The organism is Mesorhizobium sp. M4B.F.Ca.ET.143.01.1.1, assembly GCF_004792275.1.
Classification (GTDB): domain Bacteria; phylum Pseudomonadota; class Alphaproteobacteria; order Rhizobiales; family Rhizobiaceae; genus Mesorhizobium; species Mesorhizobium abyssinicae.
In genome coordinates, this window is record NZ_SRSR01000002.1 from 1 (window position 1) to 17,739 (window position 17,739).

General features: G+C 66.1%; 16 protein-coding genes and 1 pseudogene. 5 read left to right on the forward strand and 12 right to left on the reverse strand.

From position 1 onward, the window contains the following. Positions 1 to 102, forward strand: a pseudogene (locus EN786_RS04065) (IS110 family transposase); the annotation flags it as partial. Positions 103 to 301: 199 nt separating this feature from the next. Here EN786_RS04065 and EN786_RS04070 read toward each other — a convergent pair. The 5 genes from EN786_RS04070 to EN786_RS04090 form a co-directional block, all read right to left on the reverse strand. Further along, complete coding sequence (locus EN786_RS04070) at positions 302 to 940, reverse strand: alpha/beta family hydrolase (RefSeq protein ID WP_127286556.1); 639 nt, start codon at positions 938 to 940, stop codon at positions 302 to 304. Positions 941 to 1,178: 238 nt separating this feature from the next. Further along, positions 1,179 to 2,297: a tetratricopeptide repeat protein gene (locus EN786_RS04075; RefSeq protein ID WP_127286557.1), complete on the reverse strand. Its 1,119-nt coding sequence runs from the start codon at positions 2,295 to 2,297 to the stop codon at positions 1,179 to 1,181. Next, on the reverse strand, positions 2,294 to 3,205 hold the full coding sequence (locus EN786_RS04080; protein ID WP_127286558.1) for a Ku protein: 912 nt from the start codon (positions 3,203 to 3,205) through the stop codon (positions 2,294 to 2,296). The genes EN786_RS04075 and EN786_RS04080 overlap by 4 nt, the downstream gene beginning before the upstream one ends. Positions 3,206 to 3,472: 267 nt before the next feature. Next, positions 3,473 to 5,971, reverse strand: coding sequence for a DNA ligase D (ligD, locus tag EN786_RS04085; RefSeq protein WP_135908000.1), 2,499 nt, complete (start codon positions 5,969 to 5,971; stop codon positions 3,473 to 3,475). Between the two features lie 237 nt (positions 5,972 to 6,208). Then, positions 6,209 to 6,433, reverse strand: a complete 225-nt coding sequence (locus EN786_RS04090; protein WP_127310057.1) for a hypothetical protein — start codon at positions 6,431 to 6,433, stop codon at positions 6,209 to 6,211. Between the two features lie 303 nt (positions 6,434 to 6,736). On the opposite strand from EN786_RS04090, the gene EN786_RS04095 reads away from it, so the two are divergent. Beyond that, a complete protein-coding gene (locus EN786_RS04095) occupies positions 6,737 to 7,234 on the forward strand; it encodes a GNAT family N-acetyltransferase (protein ID WP_127310056.1) in 498 nt (165 codons plus the stop codon). Between the two features lie 73 nt (positions 7,235 to 7,307). Then, positions 7,308 to 8,315 (forward strand): aldo/keto reductase, encoded by a 1,008-nt coding sequence (locus tag EN786_RS04100; protein ID WP_127310055.1) that lies wholly within the window; start codon positions 7,308 to 7,310, stop codon positions 8,313 to 8,315. Between the two features lie 7 nt (positions 8,316 to 8,322). Here EN786_RS04100 and EN786_RS04105 read toward each other — a convergent pair whose 3' ends face one another. The 4 genes from EN786_RS04105 to EN786_RS04120 all read right to left on the reverse strand — a co-directional run bounded on the left by EN786_RS04105 (position 8,323) and on the right by EN786_RS04120 (position 12,795). Then, the gene (locus tag EN786_RS04105) at positions 8,323 to 9,330 is read right to left on the reverse strand and encodes a LacI family DNA-binding transcriptional regulator (RefSeq protein WP_189340457.1); all 1,008 of its coding nucleotides are present in this window, start codon (positions 9,328 to 9,330) and stop codon (positions 8,323 to 8,325) included. 146 nt (positions 9,331 to 9,476) lie between these two features. Beyond that, complete coding sequence (locus EN786_RS04110) at positions 9,477 to 10,490, reverse strand: zinc-dependent alcohol dehydrogenase family protein (protein ID WP_127310053.1); 1,014 nt, start codon at positions 10,488 to 10,490, stop codon at positions 9,477 to 9,479. Between the two features lie 24 nt (positions 10,491 to 10,514). Continuing rightward, positions 10,515 to 11,285, reverse strand: a complete 771-nt coding sequence (locus tag EN786_RS04115) for an L-iditol 2-dehydrogenase (RefSeq protein ID WP_127310052.1) — start codon at positions 11,283 to 11,285, stop codon at positions 10,515 to 10,517. Positions 11,286 to 11,475: 190 nt separating this feature from the next. Continuing rightward, positions 11,476 to 12,795 (reverse strand): sugar ABC transporter substrate-binding protein, encoded by a 1,320-nt coding sequence (locus tag EN786_RS04120; RefSeq protein WP_187331170.1) that lies wholly within the window; start codon positions 12,793 to 12,795, stop codon positions 11,476 to 11,478. Positions 12,796 to 13,106: 311 nt separating this feature from the next. Here EN786_RS04120 and EN786_RS04125 point away from each other — a divergent pair, with 311 nt between their 5' ends. Together EN786_RS04125 and EN786_RS04130 are read left to right on the forward strand one after the other, a co-directional pair. Further along, the gene (locus tag EN786_RS04125; protein WP_127310051.1) at positions 13,107 to 14,087 is read left to right on the forward strand and encodes a sugar kinase; all 981 of its coding nucleotides are present in this window, start codon (positions 13,107 to 13,109) and stop codon (positions 14,085 to 14,087) included. Continuing rightward, the gene (locus EN786_RS04130; RefSeq protein ID WP_127310058.1) at positions 14,087 to 15,361 is read left to right on the forward strand and encodes a D-tagatose-bisphosphate aldolase, class II, non-catalytic subunit; all 1,275 of its coding nucleotides are present in this window, start codon (positions 14,087 to 14,089) and stop codon (positions 15,359 to 15,361) included. The genes EN786_RS04125 and EN786_RS04130 overlap by 1 nt, the downstream gene beginning before the upstream one ends. Before the next feature lie 37 nt (positions 15,362 to 15,398). Here the strand turns inward: EN786_RS04130 and EN786_RS04135 are convergent, their stop codons facing one another. The 3 genes from EN786_RS04135 to EN786_RS04145 all read right to left on the reverse strand — a co-directional run bounded on the left by EN786_RS04135 (position 15,399) and on the right by EN786_RS04145 (position 17,710). After that, complete coding sequence (locus EN786_RS04135) at positions 15,399 to 15,641, reverse strand: hypothetical protein (protein ID WP_127310050.1); 243 nt, start codon at positions 15,639 to 15,641, stop codon at positions 15,399 to 15,401. Positions 15,642 to 15,771: 130 nt separating this feature from the next. Then, positions 15,772 to 16,401, reverse strand: a complete 630-nt coding sequence (locus EN786_RS04140; protein ID WP_127310049.1) for a glutathione S-transferase family protein — start codon at positions 16,399 to 16,401, stop codon at positions 15,772 to 15,774. Between the two features lie 208 nt (positions 16,402 to 16,609). Beyond that, entirely contained in the window at positions 16,610 to 17,710 is a 1,101-nt protein-coding gene (locus EN786_RS04145; RefSeq protein WP_127310048.1) for an NAD(P)/FAD-dependent oxidoreductase, read from the reverse strand. Positions 17,711 to 17,739: the final 29 nt, after the last annotated feature.

Below are 17,739 nucleotides of genomic sequence, written 5' to 3' on the forward strand. Positions count from 1 at the left end.
GTCGGCAAGCCGAAGATCGTCGCCGTCGTGGCCGTCATGCGAAAGCTGCTGACCATTCTCAACGCCATCATCCGCGACCAAAAACCATGGCAAACAGCTTGACAGCCAAGACAGTCGCTCTCCCCGTGAACGGGGAGAAGAGGGCTGGCCGTGACGCCGGCGCGTTTCCTGCAACGCTGGCGATGAGCGAAACCGGAGGCGACAGCGCCCTTCTCCCCGTTCACGGGGAGAAGATGGCGGCAGCCAGATGAGGGGCGGCGCAGACGCCAAAGAATGTCCAATCAGGGTCGAAGCGACCGCCCTAAAGCCCCTCTGCCCAAGCCTTCACCCTCTCCGCCATCGTCCCCAGATGATCCGCGGTCGAAAAACCCGAGATCGCCTTGCGCGGCTTCAGATCGTGGTCACCATCCTCCAGCCAGATCATCTCGATTGCGTCGGAGAGACCGTAGGTCGCCACCTCGTCCTTTGTGCCCAACTCGTCGCGCGTGCCCTGGAACATCAGCGTCGGGGTCTTGAGGCCGAGGAGATGTTTTGTCCTCAGCTGCTCGGGCTTGGCTGGCGGATGGAACGGATAGCCGAGGCAGACCAGCCCGGCGCTGTCGCCTTTTTCAAACATCTCGTCGGCGACCATGGAGGCGACGCGCCCGCCCATCGACTTGCCGCCGATGATCAGCTTGCCGGTCACGCCCTTGGCGCGCAGGTCGGCGATCGCCTTGATGTATTCAGGATTCACCGTCTCGGCGCGCGGCGGTGGCTTGCGATGGCCGTAGCGGCGGGCGGCCATGTAGTGGAACTCGAAGCGCGCGACCTGGAAGCCGGCCGCTGCGAGCGCCTTGGCGGTGGCGGCCATCGAGGGCGAATCCATCGACGCGCCCGCGCCGTGAGCGAGCAGGATGGTGACGGGAGCGGTGTCGAAGCCGTCGAAGAGGAAGTGGGTCATGGGGCTGTGCTCGGCGCGACGGCGAAGCTGCTGATCTCCCCCCTTGTGGGGGAGATGGCCGGCAGGCCAGAGGGGGGCGCGAAGGAACGCCGACTTCGACTCTTACAAATCGAAAGTCTTAGAGGTCGACGCCGCGAGCCGTTGAGAGGCTGGCGGGACAGCGCCCCCCTCTGTCCTGTCGGACATCTCCCCCACAAGGGGGGAGATTGGCTGTCGCGACGGCCTTCGCCAATCATTGTCACCCCGCTGTCCGCGCCATATGCAGATCCACGAACTGTATGCCCTTCTGCGCCAGCCTCGCCCATTCGGAGTCGGTATCCAATTCCAGATAGCGCGCCCAAAGCCGGCGGGCTTCGGGAAAATTCCCCGCGTCGAACTCCAACCGCGCCAAATTGAACACCGGGTCGGCATAAGCCTTGTCGAGCGTGATCGCCTTCTGAAGATGGCGGCGGGCCGAGGCCACCTTGCCCTCGTCGCTCATCAGGCCGGCGAGGTTGAACCAGGCTTCGACGAAGCCGGGATCGAGCTTGATCGCCCGCGCATAGTCGTGCGCGGCTTCCGCCACGCGGCTGGCGCCGCGCAGGCAGTTGGCGCGATTGAAGGCGGCGATGGCATCGCTGGGGTCGATCGCCAGGCAGCGCTGGTAGAGTGTGGCCGCGTCATCATGGCGCTCCTCCTCTTCCGCGGTCTCCGCCTCGGCGAAGAGTTCCTCCAGGGTATCGTCTTCAGGACTGCCCAGATCGAACAGCAGTTGGCCGTCGAGTTCGCTCATACCCTCGTCGAGATAGATCGCATCCGGACGACCATGCTGCGACCCGACATTGAGGGACTTGGCGGTGAGCGAGGCGACCGGGCCGGAGCGGTGGACGGAGCGCGCGATGGCTCCCCAGGTCGCGCCGCTGGCGATCAGCCCTGCATATTTGCGGGCCAGGATCAGATCGCGGAAGGAATAGGGCTCGCCGTCGTGCTCGAAGGCGTCGAACAGCGACAGCATGTCGAGATCGTCGCCGGCAAGCCGCGACTGGTCGATGAGCGACTGCCTGGACAGCGACGAGGCTTCCGGCGCCTTCATCAGGCCGAGCAGGCGCAGGAACCCGTTCTCGCTGATCAGCGCGCGGCCGGCTTCGCGCTCCGCATTCGTTCGGCGCACGATCTCGGCATCGCCTGTCCTGCCCGTCGCGGCTTTTGCCAGCAGCGTGCGGCCAAAGACGACATGCGTCGTGCGCCGCGTGACGCCGCGCCTCAGCTCGGCATGGCGGCGCTCGACCTCGCGCGCGGCGAGCCGGAGCGGAAAGGCGGCCAGCGCGCCGACGGCGCCGAAGACGGCGCCGGGAACGATGACTGGCCCTGCCGTCACTTCTTGCTCTTGCCGACGGCCTTCAACAGGTTCGCCTTCAGCGGGTTTTCAGGCGCACCGCCGGCGGCGGCCTTTTTGGCAGCGGGTTTTGCCGGCGCCTCCTCGGCCTTGCTCTTCGACTTGGCCGGCGGCTTGGCGGACTGCGACAGGCTGGCCTTCAGCGCATCCATCAGGTTGATGACGTTGCCGCGCTCGGGCGCGGCCGCGATGATCGGCTTGTGGCCCTTCAGCTTCTCGCGGATCATCGCCATCAGCGCCACCTCGTAGCGATCCTCGTATTTCTTCGGATCGAAGGTGGTTTCCTTCTGCTTGATCAGCGCCTCGGCCAGCTGCAGCATTTCGGGGTCCGGCTTGCCGGCCGGGATGTTGCCGAAATATTCAGCCGTGCCGCGCACTTCGTTCGGGTTCCTCAAGGTACAGACGAACATGCCGTTCTCGCGCGCGCCGATCGTCACCACGCGCTCGCGGCTGGACAGCACCAGGCGCGCGATCGCCAGCTTGCCGGATTGGCGCATCGCCTCGCGCAGCACGGCGAAGGTCTCCTCGGCCATGGCTCCGTCGGGGGCCAGGTAATAGGGCGAGTCCTGGTAGATGACGTCGACCTCGCCTTCGTCGACGAAGGCCTCGATGTTCATCGTGTGGTTGGATTCGATCCTGACCGCATCGAGGTCGGCATCATCGATGATGATGTATTGCTTGTCCTCGTATTCGTAACCCTTGACCAGATCCGAGCGCTCGACCAGCCCTAGCTCGGGATCGACCGGCTTCATGTTGATGCGGTTGTGGGTCTTCTTATGCAGCTGGTTGAACGCAATGCGTTCGCTCGCGCTGGTGGCCGGATAGAGCCGGACCGGACAGCTGACGAGGCTGAGCTTGAGGTAACCTTTCCAACTTGCCCTGGGCGCCATGATGAACTCCTACGCGGCCATGCACTGACTTTATCTTGGAGCATGGTCTTGTCCAAAAACCGGTTCCCACTTTTTGGGACCATGCTCGTTGCAGCGCTCCCGCTCAAGGACGGTTGGCGCTGTGGAAATCCTACACCGACCCCTCACGATAACGGCAAATCCCTAGCGAAGTGTTTTTCGGGGCTGGGGGGAGGATAATTCAAATTGTAGGAAGCGTCGATGGAGATGGAACTGAGCGGGGGCGCGAAGGAACGCGACGCTCGTCGCCTATCCCGCCTTGTCCATCACCGGCAAATCCCTCGCCGCCTCGTCGATCTCCGCCCAGGGATCGCCCGACGTCTCCAAGAGCCCCGGCAGCGAGGCGTAGTTGAGGTCCTCCGGCGCGTCGATCGTCTCGAGATCCGCCCAGCTTACCGGGGTCGAGGCCGGCAGGTTGGTGCGGGCGCGCAGCGAATAAGGCGCAGCGGAGGTGTGGCCGCGGGCGTTGCGGTGGAAGTCGATGAAGATGCGGCGCTTGCGGTTTTCCTTGCCCATGGTGGTGGTGAAGGTGTCGGGCGCGCTTGCCGCCAGATAAGTCGAGATGGCGCTCGAGGCCTGGTGCAGCTTCTTCCAGTTCTGCTTTCTGGTCACCGGCACGGTGATGTGGATGCCCTTGCCGCCCGAGGTTTTGGCGAACGGCACCAGCCCCAGCGCCTCAAGGCCGCCCTTGATGTGCACGGCCGCCTCCACCACCTCGCGCCAGGTGATCCCCTCGCCCGGATCGAGGTCGAAAACGATCTGGTCGGGCTTGTCGAGGCTGGTGCGATGCGTGCCCCAGGTGTGGAACTCCACCACGCCGAACTGGGCCAGCGCCAGATAGCCCTTTGCCCCTTCGACCGAAAGATAGGACTTGGTCTCGCCTTCGGAGTTGGTGGCCCCGAAGGTGACGACCGAGGGCGGCATGCCGGTGAAGGCATGGCGCTGGAAGAAGCAGTCCTGCGGCTTTCCGGTCGGGCAGCGCACCAGCGACACCGGGCGGCCGATGATGTGCGGCAGCATGAAATCGCCGACCAGCGCGTAGTAGACGGCAATGTCGAGCTTGGTCGGCCCGGTCTTGCCGAACAGCCGGCGCTCCGGATTGGTGACCCAGATGGTGGCGAGGTCGGATTCGGCGATCAGCCGCTTGCGCTTGACCGGCGCCGGCGTCGTCAGCCCGCCGACATCGCGCAATCCGCGAAAGACGCCGTGGCGGATCGCATTGTCGGCGGTGCGGTTGGAATAGCGGATGCGGGCCGACAGCAGCGGCTTCACCCAATGCATCTCGCGCATGATCTCGCGCGGCGCGCCCTCGGGCGGCGTGGCGCCGGTGGTCAGCCGCTCCAGCCGGGCAAGCAGGTCGGTCGCCATATCGCGGTCGAAGCCAGTGCCGACCTTGCCGCGATAGTGCAATTCGCCGTTTTCGAACTCGGCCATGCCCAATGCCGCCAGACCTTCCGCCCGGTCGGACACGGTATAGCCGGCGATGACGAAATCATCCGTCTTTTGCGCCTTCACCTTGGTCCAGCTCTTGGTGCGGCCACTCTGGTAGATGGCGTCGGCGCGCTTGGAGACGACGCCTTCCAGCCCAAGGTCCGAGGCCTGTTCGTAGAGGCCATGCCCGTCGCCCTCGACATGGTCGCTGAACTGGATGGCGGCGTTGGCGGCCTGGCCGGCGAGCAGTTCGGCAAGCAGCGCCTTACGCTTCCGCAGCGGCGCCTTGCGCAGGTCCCAGCCGTCGAGGTGGAGGAGGTCGAAGGCGTAGAAATGCAATTTGCTGCCGGCGCCGGCCGAGAGCGCGTCCTGCAGCAGCGCGAAACGGGAAATGCCCTTCTCGTCGAGAACCATGATCTCGCCGTCGATGATTGCCTGGCTGACCGGCAGCCTGGCGAAGGCTTGCGGCAGGTCGCCATAGCGCTTCGTCCAGTCGATGCCGCCGCGGGTGATCAGCCTGACCTCGCCATCCACGACATGGGCCATGGTGCGGTAACCGTCGAACTTGATTTCGTGCAGCCAGAGCTCGCTGGTGTTTTCCGCCGGCCCCTCGCCGCCAGGCGGCTTCGGCACCTGGGTGGCGAGCTGCGGCTCGATGCGGGAAGGCGGTGCGGCCTTGACGGCGCCGGGCAGCGCGCCGGGCTTCAGCGAGCCGGCTTTCGGCGGCAAACGCTCGGCCTTCCTCGGCGGCGCCACCAGTTCCTCGATGCGGCGGCCGGACTTCACGCTTTCCGGCCGCGCTTCGAGGATGTCGAGCTTGGTATCGGAAGCGAGGTCGCGCTCCTTGAACAAGAGCCAGTTCTTCTTCGCTTCGTCCTCGCCGGGTTTTGGCTTCAGCCTGGTCAGCATCCAGCCGCCGTTCAGCTTCTCGCCGGCCAGGCGGAACTTGAAGGCGCCGGTGCGAAGCGACTTCTCGACATCCTCCATCGGCGCCCAGGTGCCGGTGTCCCAGACGATCATCGGCCCGCCGCCGTATTCGCCCTCGGGGATGACGCCCTCGAAGTCGATGTATTCGAGCGGATGGTCCTCGGTCTCGACGGCGAGGCGCTTGTCGGCCGGGTTGAGCGAGGGCCCGCGCGGCACCGCCCAGCTCTTCAGCACCCCGCCGACCTCGAGGCGCAGATCGTAGTGGTCGGCGGTGGCATGGTGCTTGTGGACGACGAAGCGGTTGCCCGCATCGAAGACAGCCCCGCCCACCGGCTCCGGCGTGCGGCTGAATTCGCGCTTGGCGCGGTAGGGTTTGAGGTTGGAGGGCATCAGCAACCGGCGCCCGCCAAAGGCAAAAGCCGAGCTCCTTCGCGCCCCCCTCTGGCCTGCCGGCCATCTCCCCCACTTGGGGGGAGATCAGACGTCGCGCCGGCTTTCGCCAATCGCCAACGTTGAACAATGAGGGCCGGCGCCGGAACAGCCAATCTCCCCCCTTGTGGGGGAGATGTCCGGCAGGACAGAGGGGGGCGCTGTCCCGCCAGCCTTGCCATGATCATCCGTGAAAACTCAATCGTCGGCGGCCGGCGTGAGTTCGAGCTCAGCCGGGGTCAGCCCTTGCCTGAGCTGGCTCAGCCGGAACTCATCGACCCAATAGGCCTCGCCGTCGACCAGCACGCGCGCGCTGTATGTGCCACCGGAGAAGCTTTGCGCGGTGACATAGACCTTGTGGCGGTCGAGCGCCTTCTTCACTGCGGCGCGGCGGGAGTTTTCTCTGGCGACGGAAAGGGCCATGGGCTCACACATCTATGCAGCCTAGGAGCGGCGGCTGGCTATAAGGATGGCGGAGAGCGGCGGGGGAGTCAATTTGGCGGGTGCGATGAGGCGCTGATCTCCCTCTCGAGGGGGAGATGGCCGGCAGGCCAGAGGGGGTCGTCTAACATAGATCTCCAACCCCTGTCTTCGTCGCACAGAGGCGTCGGCGCTTCACGCGCGGCGACCCCCTCTGTCGCCTTCGGCGACATCTCCCCCTCAAGGGGGAGACTGGCTCTGGCCGGCCCGCCGCTATATCTTCTTGGGCTGAACGAGGAGAGGAACATGACCCACATCCGGGCGATGACGAAAAACGACCTCGCCGAGGTGTCGCGGCTGCTCGGCCAGTCCTGGCGGCGGACCTATTCGCCGATCATGGGCGCCGACACCACGGCGCGGCTCTCCGACGACAAGCACGCGCCGCAGAAGTTGGCGGTGGAACTCGAGGATAACGACAAGATGTCCTTCGTCGCCGAGCGGCCCGACGGCTCGATCGCCGGTTATGCGATGGCGGCGATGGACGATGGCGGCGACGTCATGCTCGACCGGCTGCACATCGAACCGAACGAGTTCGGCACCGGTCTGGCGACCGATCTGCTGCACGCCGTGCTGGCCGCCCATGCGGGAATTCCCAGCATCGCGCTGGAAGTGATCGAGGGTAACGACCGGGCGATTGCCTTCTACCAAAAGCACGGCTTCGAGGCGGTCGAGCGCAGGCCGGCGGCCCACGGCGTCGGCGGTCACGCCTCGCTGATCATGCGCCGGCTGCTGCCACGAGCCTGAGGCCCTGCCGCTGGACGCCTCGCCTTCGGGCCCTATAGTTTAGCCGGATTGCAAATTCGACCGGAGCAAGACGATGAGCCTGGGCAAGCAGAAACTCGGCAACCAGGGGCTCGTCGTCTCGGCGGTCGGCCTCGGCTGCATGGGCATGAGCCAGTCCTACGGACCGGCCGACGAGGCGGAATCGATCGCGACGCTGCACAGGGCGATCGAGCTCGGCTGCACCTTCCTCGACACGGCCGAGGTCTACGGGCCGTTCATCAACGAGGAGCTGCTCGGCCGCGCGCTGAAGGGCCGGCGCGATAAGGTCACCATCGCCACCAAGTTCGGGTTTCGCATCGTGGACGGCAAGCAGGACGGCACCGGTCGCGACAGCCGGCCCGAGCACATTCGCGAGGTGGTGGAGGCGTCGCTGAAGCGGCTCGACACCGACCACATCGACCTCCTCTACCAGCACCGCGTCGATCCCGGCGTGCCGATGGAGGATGTTGCGGGCACGGTCGGCGAGCTGGTGGCCGAGGGCAAGGTGCGCTTCTTCGGCCTGTCGGAGGCTGGCATCGCCAACATCCGCCGCGCCCATGCGGCGCATCCGGTTTCGGCGCTGCAGAGCGAATATTCGCTGTGGGAGCGCAATCTCGAGCCCGAGATCATTCCGCTGCTGAAGGACCTCGGTATCGGCCTGGTGCCGTTCGCGCCGCTCGGGCGCGGCTTCCTCGCCGGCGACGTCAAGCGCGCCGAAGACTATCCGGAGGGCGATTTCCGGCGCGGCGACCCGCGCTACCAGGGCGAGAATTTCGACGCCAATGTCGCGGCCGCCAGCGCGGTGCGCGACGTGGCCGCCGCCAGGGGCGTGAAGCCTGGCCAAATCGCGATTGCCTGGCTGCTCGCCAAGGGCCCGGAGTTCGGCATCGACCTGGTGCCGATCCCCGGCACCAAGCGCCGGACATACCTGGAGGAGAATGTCGCCGCTGCCGACATCGGGCTCGACGCCACCGAGATGCTGCTGCTCGACATGGCGCTGACTCCCGACAGGATTTCCGGACCGCGCTACAACGAGCGAACGATGTCGATGGTGGATCGGTAGCCCACCTTCACGCCGAGCTGCGCAGCATCAGCTCGGCGTTGAGCAGGATGCGGGCGTCGCCGCGCTTGGCCGAGGATTTTTCGTCCAGCCGCTCGAGCAGCAGTTCGATGGCGAGACGGCCAATCTCGTTGTAGTTCTGCGCCACCGTCGTGATCGGCGGGCAGGCGTAGCGCGACAGCGGGTGGTCGTCGTGCCCGGCGACCCGCAGGTCGCATTCAGCGCCATGTCCCACCTTGAGGCCGAGCTGAAAGGCGGCGCCGAGCACGCCGAAGGCGACGCGGTCGTTGGCGCACAGCACCGTTTTGGTCGGGAAACCGCCGGCCTTCAGGATGCGCGTCGCCTCGTCATAGCCGAACTTCTCGAAATCCCACGAGCGGGCGTCCGCGACCGGCACGATGCGCGGCGTCATCTTGAACTGGTGCATGGCCTCGACATAGGCCTCCTGCCTGGCGGAGGCGTTGTTGTTGACCAGCGGCATGGCGAAGTAGCAGGGCGGCTCGCCGGACCGGCAGAGGTAGTCGACGATCAGCCTGAAACTCTGCCGGTTGTCGGTGCCGACGAAGGAGGAGGTCTGGTCGAGCGGCGAGTCGACATAGATCAGCGGGATCGAAGCGCCGAGCTCGGCCAGGATGCGGTGGTGCGACTGCACGCCGAGCGGCGCGATGATGGCGCCGGCGATGTTCATCGAGCGGAACGTCTGGATCGCCTGGTCTTCCATCTCGGCGCGCCCGTCGGAGGACAGCACGAAGGCGAGGAAGCCGGCCTCGTTGGCGATGAGCTCGATGCGGCGCGTCAGCGCCATGTAGAACGGGTCGGTCGAATTCGGGATGATGACGCCCAGGATGTTGCTGCGGCGGCGATTGAGGTTGACCGCAAACATGCTCGGCCGGAAATCGGATTTCTTCAGCGCCGCCTCGATGGCGCTGCGCGTGTTCTTCCTGACCGAGTTGGGATCGTTGAAATATTTGGAGACGGTCGTGCGAGACAAGCCGACGAAGTCCGAGAAATCCTCCATCGTCCTGATCGTCTTTGCCATTCACAGGCCCCCTGTTCGACCCTTCCCGTCACTCTCTACGTGAGTCACCATCTCGCGCAAAGCTGCAACGCTTCGACCGCGCCAGGCCAGTTTACGAGTCGATGGGAGTGGCCGCGCGTTTTCACTCACATGTCCGCCGAAAACTGCACTTTCATCGTCGCCGGATCGCCGCCGCTCTTGGCGAAGAAGGGCAGAAGCTCGGCAAGCGGCAATCGGTGGCTGACCAGCCGCGCCATTGTGCCGTCGTCGTGCTTGAGGATGCCGAGTGCCTGCGGGATGTTGCGGTTCAGCGAATGCGAGCCGGCCAGCCTGATCTGGCGGCGGAAGATCTCGAACGGCGCGACCGAGATCCTGGCGTCGGGCGCGCAGACGCCGAAGACGAGCGCCGTGCCGCCATCGGCGGTGAAGCCGATCATGCCTTCGACCACGCCGGCGACGCCGGTGGCGTCGGCGACGAAGTCGAAGCCTTTCGCCCTTGCCGCCAGCGCCTGCGATCCGGACACCAGCGGTTCCAGCCCTAGCGCCTCGGCGAAGGCAAGCCGGGGCTTGCTGATGTCGGCGACCGCGACGCTCACCACCCCCCTCGCCTTCAGCGACAACGCCAGCAGCAGGCCGATCGGGCCGGCGCCGAAGACCAGCGCGGTGCCGGGCACGCGCGCGCCTGGCTCGATGCCCGCGGCGCCGAGACCGTTCAGCACGCAGGCGAGCGGCTCGGCGAGCGCCGCGGTGGCGAAGCCGAGATCGCCGATGTCATGCAGGTGACCGACGGCGACGAGGCTGAATTCGGCGAAGCCGCCGTTGGCAGTCACGCCGTATGCTTTCAGCGAGGCGCACAGATTGGTGAGTCCCTTCCGGCAGGCAGCGCAGTGGCCACAGGGAATGTTGGGATCGATGGCGACGCGGTCGCCAGGCTTCACGGTCGTTACGTCGGCGGCGACCGCCTCGACGGTGCCGGCATATTCATGGCCGGGAACCAGCGGGAACGCGCCTTCGCCATAGCGGCCGTGCAGGACCTCGATGTCGGTGTGGCAAAGCCCGGCGGCGCGGACCCTGACCAGAGCGTGCCCCGGCGCGATCTCCGGCATGTCCAGCTCCGCCATGCCGGCGACGCCTGCGGCGGCAAATCGGATGGCTTTCATGTCATTCTCCCAGCAGGCAACGCCTCAGCTCATCCAGTTGCCGCCGTCGACATTGTAGGTCTGGGCGAGGATGTAATCACTGTCGGACGAGGCGAGGAAGACGGCGAGCCCGGCAATGTCCTCCGGCCGCGCGAAGCGCCCGATCGGCACGGACCTCGCCACCGCCGCTTTCTTCTCGCCCGGCTTCAGGCCCTCCCAGCGGGCGAAGTGGGCGTCGACGACGTCCCAATGCTCGCCGTCGACGACACCGGGCGCGATCGCGTTGACGTTGATGCCGTGCTTGACCAGCGCCAGTGCCGCCGACTGCGTGGCCGAGATGATCGCCGCCTTGGAGGCGCAGTAGAGCGTCACCAGCGCCTCGCCGCGGCGACCGGCCTGGCTCGCCATGTTGATAATCTTGCCGCCACGGCCGCGCGCTATCATCAGATTGGCGACGGCCTTCATCATGAACAGTGGCCCCTTGAGGTTGATGCCGAAGACCTTCTCGTAGCTCGCCTCGGTAGTGTCGGTGATCGGCGCCATGTCAAAGATGGCGGCGTTGTTGACGAGGATGTCGATGCCGCCGAACTCGCGGTCGACCTCGGCGGCAACGCTCTCGATCGCGGCGAGATCGGTTACGTCGAGCTTCTTCGCGCTGGCCGCCGGACCGATCGCGGCGGCGGCAGCGGTCGCACGTCCGATATCGATATCGGCGATCACCACCCTGGCACCCTCGCGGGCGTAGGCTTGCGCAAAGCCAAGGCCGATGCCGCGCGCGCCGCCGGTAATGAGGGCAGTCCTGTTGTTCAGCTTCATGTCCAACTTTCCAAAATTTCGAAAACGATATCCGGGCGGCCCAGAAAGTTGCCTGTCAGCCGGCGCGGAACGCACGGACCCGCTTTGCTCTTGCGGGATCCGTGCATCCTCCGGGCCCGCTGCAACGGGAGGTCTGGGCGGGCCGGATCGCCAGGGGCGGCACGCTTTGCGCCCCTGGCTAGTTAGGGCGCTATTTGATGTAGCCCGCTTCCGTCATCGTGCGCTCCACCTCGGCCTGGACGCCATTCAGCGCGTCATCGACCGACTGCTCGCCTGTGACCGCGGCGGCAACCGCCTGGCCGACCTGCGTGCCAATGCCCTGGAATTCAGGGATGGCGACGAACTGGATGCCGGTATAGGGCACCGGATCCTTGGTCTGCTTGGTCGGATCGGCAGATTCGATCGCCGAAAGCACCGTCGCGGCGAAGGGCGCCGCCTTCTGGTAATCGGCGCTGGCATAGGTGGACTTGCGCGTTCCCGGCGGCGCCGCCACCCAGCCTTCGGTCTCGCCGACGCGCTGGACATAGGCCTTCGAGGTCGCCCATTTGACAAAGGACTTCGCCGCGTCCGCCTTCTTGGTCGAGGCCGGGATGGCGAGGCTCCAGGCCCAGCCCCAGGCCGAACCGTTGGGGGTGACCGCGACCGGCGCCTTGGCGAAGGCGACCTTGTCGGCGACCTTGCTCTGCTTCGGGTCATAGACGCGGCCCGCCGCGGACGTGGCGTCGATCCACATGGCGCAATGGCCGGAAGCAAACAGCGTCTGGTTCTCATTGAAGCCGTTGGAGCTGATGCCGGGAGGTCCATCCTTCTTCATGGTGTCGACATACCAGCCGATCGCCTTCTTCCACGCGTCGGAATTGATCTGCGGCTTCCAGTCCATGTCGAACCACTGGCCGCCGAATGTGTTCACCAGCGTGCCGACGAAGGCCATGTTCTCGCCCCAGCCTGGCTTGCCGCGCAGGCAGAGCCCGTACTGCTCCTTCGACTTGTCGGTGAGCTTGTCGGCAAATTCCGTGATCTGGTCGTAGGTCGGCTGCTCCGGCATCTTCAGGCCGGCGGCGTCGAACAGGTCCTTGCGGTAGAGCGTGAACGAGCTTTCGGCGTAGAACGGCACTGCGTAGAGCTTGCCGTCGACGGTCAGGCCATTGCGAACCGGCGCGATCAGGTCGTCATAGTCATAGTCGTCGCCGAGATCGTTGAGCGACGTCAGCCAGCCGGCCTTGCCCCAGATCGGCGTCTCGTAGCCGCCGATGGTCAGCACGTCGAACTGGCCGCCCTTGGTGGCGATGTCGGTGGTGACGCGTTCGCGCAGCACGTTCTCTTCGAGCGTGACCCAGTTGACCTTGTTGCCGGTCGCCTTCTCCCACTCCGGCGACAGCTTCTGCATGATGATCATGTCGCCATTGTTGACCGTGGCGACGGTGATTTCCGTGGCGGGCGCGGCGCCTGCCGCCAGCGCCGAGGCTGCGGCCGATACGGCGAGAATCCCGATAAGCTTACGCGTTGGCATTTCGTCTCCTCCTTTACGAATGCGCATGTGTAAGTGAACATGCGTATATATTCTATTGCGCCACAGGAATTTTGAGTCAAGCCGCTTTCGCGTTGATTTTCGACGCCCTGCCCTCGCCTGGCGGTAAACTTTTCATCGAAATGCGTTACACATAAGGCTTCGCGCGCATTAAAATAAATGAACATGCGTGTAGTTTTTGTTGACTTCGCCTTCGCCGCGATTTACCCCGGCTACAGCCTGGCGCTATCGTGCAGCCGGGGCGCGGCGTGGTCAGCGCCCGGCAAGGCTGAGGAGAGAAGGAAATTGCAGGAATGAGCCGCCGAAGCGAGATCGCCGCCGAAGCCGCGGGGCCGACAATTGTCGCCGGCGAGATCCTGGTCGAGATCATGGCGACCGAGCAGGGTCTCGGCTTCCTCGAGCCGCTGGCGCTGATGGGTCCCTATCCGAGCGGCGCGCCGGCGATCTTCATCGACCAGGTGGCGAAGCTCGGCGGCGGCGCCGGCATCGTCGCCTGCGTGGGCCGCGACGATTTCGGCACCATCAATCTGGAACGGCTGAAGCGTGACGGCGTCGACATCTCTGCCGTGTCGGTCAGCGACCGCTTCCCGACCGGAAGTGCCTTCGTCCGCTACAGGCCGGACGGCGGCAGGGACTTCGTCTACAACATCGCCGAATCCGCCGCCGGGCAGATCCGCCTCACACCGGAGGCGCGACAACTGGCGGACGGTGCCGGCCATCTGCACGTCATGGGCTCGACTCTGTCGGTAGCGGGGCTGAAGGAGATCGTCGCCTATGCCGCGAAGGCGGTGCGCGCACGCGGCGGCTCGACCTCCTTCGACCCGAATGTACGCAAGGAGCTGATCGACGGGGCCGACGGGACGCTGCTTTCCGCCCTTGTCGACGACGCCGATCTTCTGCTGCCTTCCGGCGACGAGCTGCTTGCCGCGGCCGGCGTCAACGACGAGAAAGAGGCCGTGGCGGCGCTGATCGCCAGAGGCGTCGGCGAGATCGTGCTGAAGCGCGGCGCCGCCGGCTCAACCCGTTTCGGCGCCGACGGCAGCCGGATCGACTGCGCCGGCTTCCTGGTCGAGGAGGTCGACCCGACCGGGGCCGGCGACTGTTTCGGCGCCACCTACCTCACCTGCCGGCGCAAGGGGATGGAGCCCGCCAAGGCGCTGTTCTATGCCAATGCCGCGGGCGCCCGCAACGTGACGCGGCGCGGGCCGATGGAAGGCCTTGCCGGCTTCGACGTGCTTGACGACTTCATCGCCGGGACGGCGCGAGCGACATGATGACCAATCCACTGACAGGCCTCGCCACCGCGCGCCGAGAAGGGTCGCCCTACGGCATCACCTCGATCTGTTCGGCACATCCGCTGGTTATCCAGTCGGCGATCCGGCGCGCCGTCGCCGACACGGATTCGATGCTGCTGATCGAGGCGACCTGCAACCAGGTCAACCAGTTCGGCGGCTATACCGGGATGACGCCCGACCTGTTCGTCGCCTTCGTGCTGGAGATCGCCAGCCGCGAGGGACTCCCGCCCTCGCGCATCATCTTCGGCGGCGACCATCTCGGGCCGAATCCCTGGCGCTCGGAGCCGGCGGCGCAAGCGATGAACAAGGCCGAAGCCATGGTCACGGCTTACGTCTGGGCCGGCTTCAGCAAGATCCATCTCGACGCCTCGATGGGCTGCGCCGGCGAGCCGGCGGCGCTCGACGACGAGACCATCGCGACGCGGGCCGCCCGCCTCGCCAAGGCGGCCGAGAAGGCGGCGAAGGCGAAGGGCGGCGCGCTGCCGCTCTACATCATCGGCACCGAGGTTCCCGTCCCCGGCGGCGCCGATCACGCGCTCAGCGACCTGAAGCCAACCGAAGCGGCGGCAGCGCGGCGCACGATCGAAATCCATCGTGAGATTTTTGCGCGCGAGGGCCTCGGTGAAGCGTTCGGCCGCGTCATCGCCTTGGTCGTGCAGCCGGGCGTCGAGTTCGGCAGCGAGAACGTCATCGCCTACGAGCCGGAAGGATCGAAAGCGCTGACCGCGCTGCTCGATGAACAGCCGTCGCTCGTCTACGAGGCGCACTCCACCGACTACCAGAGCCGCGCGGCACTGACGGCGCTGGTCGCCAACGGCTTTCCGATCCTCAAGGTCGGCCCGGGCCTGACCTTCGCCTTGCGCGAGGCGCTCTACGGGCTCGACCTGATCGCCGCTGAAATGGTCCCCGGCTATGGCGACCGCTCGCTTGCCCGCACGATGGAGCGGGTGATGCTGGCGGCGCCCGGCCATTGGCGCAGCCATTATCATGGCGGCGAGACCAGCCTCTATCTGCAGCGTCACTACAGCTACAGCGATCGCATCCGCTACTATTGGAGCAATCCCGCGGCCAGCGTCGCCGTCGGCCGCCTGCGCGAGGTGCTTACCGGCGTCGGCATCCCCGAAACGCTGATGCGGCAGCTCCTGCCGACGCTGCCGGCGGGCCTCGGACCAGCGGGCGATCCCGAAGCCATCCTGCTCGCGGCGGTCGATGCGGTGCTGGCGGATTACGAGGCGGCGTGCCGGGGCGGGTGAGTTGAGGACCTAAACCGGAGATGCCGGCGGGAAGCCCCTACTCAAACCCCGCCGCCGGCGCCCGCGGCCCGTCGTCCTCCTCCGGCGGCTCGAGGATCTCGATCAGCCGCGCCACCCGCGCGCCCGGCAAATGGCGGCCCTCATTGACCAGCGCCTCGTCGGCGCCGATCCAGGCGAAGGCCTCGCGCAGTTCGCCGAGGCTGGCGCCGGTCAGCGCGATGTCGGCGAGGACGGCCTCGTCCACCGGACCCAGCACTGAAATGATGTCGTCGCGTGTCATGGTCACCTCCGCGCCGGCCCGGCGCCGAAGGGCCCGGCCCTGGCGACGGAATCTGGGGCGCGGAATCGGATAGGCAATGGCAGAGCCGGGTTTGGCGCGGATTCGAAACGCGATCCGCGTCGAGCGGGCGTCAGGCGCCGGAATGTGGATCGATGCTGTACGGATGGACGGGATAGCCGGGACCGATCGCGTCCCGCACCCGGCCGATCCACGCCGTCACGAACGGATAGTCCGCGAGCTTAAAGCCGCAATCCTCGGCGCGGTGGCTGTAGGCATAGACGGCGATGTCGGCGATGGTGAGAGTGTCACCGACAAGGAACGCGGCGCCGGCGAGGCTGCGCTCCAGCGCCGCCAGCGTACGGGCGCCGGCTTCGCGCTTGCCCGAAACCATCGCCTGGTTGCGCTCGAGCCGCCCGGTCAGGACCCAGTAGCGCAGCGAGCCAATCACCGGCTCGACATAATACTGCTCGAAGAACAGCCATTGCATCACCTTGGCGCGGAGAAGCCGGTCTGCCGGCAGATAGGATGTGCCCTCCGCGACGCAGACGAGGATCGCGTTGGACTCGGCGATCGCCTGCCCGTTCTCAACGGCGAGCACCGGCACGGCGCCGGCCGGGTTGAGCCTGAGGAAAGCCTCCGTGTGGCTCTCGCCCTCGAAAATCGAGACGACGCGGGTTTCGTAGGCGATGCCGAGCAAGCCGAGCAGGACCCTCACCTTCCAGCCATTCTGCGACGGCAGATAATCGTAGAGCGTGAGCATGGTGGTCCTTTCGTGCAATCGGGACCTGCTTCGCATAGCGCAGGGGTATGGTCCACCCGATCTATGCTAGGCCCCGAAGCGGCTCCGAACGGCCGCCGGCGATGTCTACGTGCGGACCGAAGAACTCAAAGAGCTCATGCATCTGTCGCAGCACGTCCCATCCTCTGGTCGGCATGAATGTCGTTGTCCCTCGTCGTCGGAAGCCGCCTCACCCCCGCTTCTCGATATCGGCGGCCACGGCCATAGCTTCCAGGCCGATTTCGCGAAGCAGGCCGGTGACGGGATTGTGGAAGCCTACGAGGTAGAGGCCGAGCTCCGAGGCTCGGGCATTGACGCCGCTCTTCTGCGGCCTGAGCTCCGCCGGCAGGAAGTTGCCGTAGGACGGGCGGTAGCCGGTGGCGAGGATGACGGCGTCGAATTCCTCCTGCCGGCCGTCGACGAAGGTGGCGCCGCGCTCGCCGAAGCGCTTGATGTCGGGTGCCACCTTGATCCGGCCGGCCTTGATCGCCGCCACCGTGCCGACATCGATGACCGGGATGCGGCCGGCGTCGATCTGCTTCAGGATGCCTTCCTTCGGCCTGACGATGCCGTATTTCTCGAGCTTGCCCAGCGCCAGGTCTAGGATGATCGGAAACATGCGGTCGTTGAGACCCTGCGGCATCGGCCGGCTGGCGATGCCCACCATCTGGATCGGCACGCCGAACAGCTGGCGCGGCACGATGTGGACGCCCTTGCGCACCGAGAGCGTCGGGTGGGCGCCACTCTCGGCAAGGTCGAGCGCGATCTCGGCGCCGGTGTTGCCCATGCCGATGACCAGCACCTTCCTGCCGATGAAGGGCGCGGCCTCGGTATAGTCGGCACTGTGCAGCACCTTGTCCTTGAAGGTCTCGATCCCGGGAAAGCTGGGGACGATGGGCTCGGCATTGTTGCCGCTGGCGACGACGACATGGCGCGCCGTCAGCGCGTCGGATCCGATCTCGATCCGGAAACCGTCCTTGTCGCGGCGGATGCTGTCGACCGTCACGCCGAAGCGCGGCCTGAGCTCGAAACGTTCGGCATAGGCGTCGAGATAGGCCACCACCTTCTCGCGCGGCACATAGCGCGGATGGTCGCTGGGGAACGGCACGAAGGGCAGCGAGGAGAAGGACTTCACCGTATGCAAATGCAGCCGCCGGTAGTGCCGCCGCCAGGCCGGCGCCACCTCCGCTGCCTTTTCAAGCATAAGGAAATCCACCCCCGCCCGGCGCAGGCAGGCGCCGACGGCAAGGCCGGCCGGCCCGGCGCCGACAATCACGACATTGGTATCCAAGCGTTTTCCTCCCCTCCCAGGTCATGGCA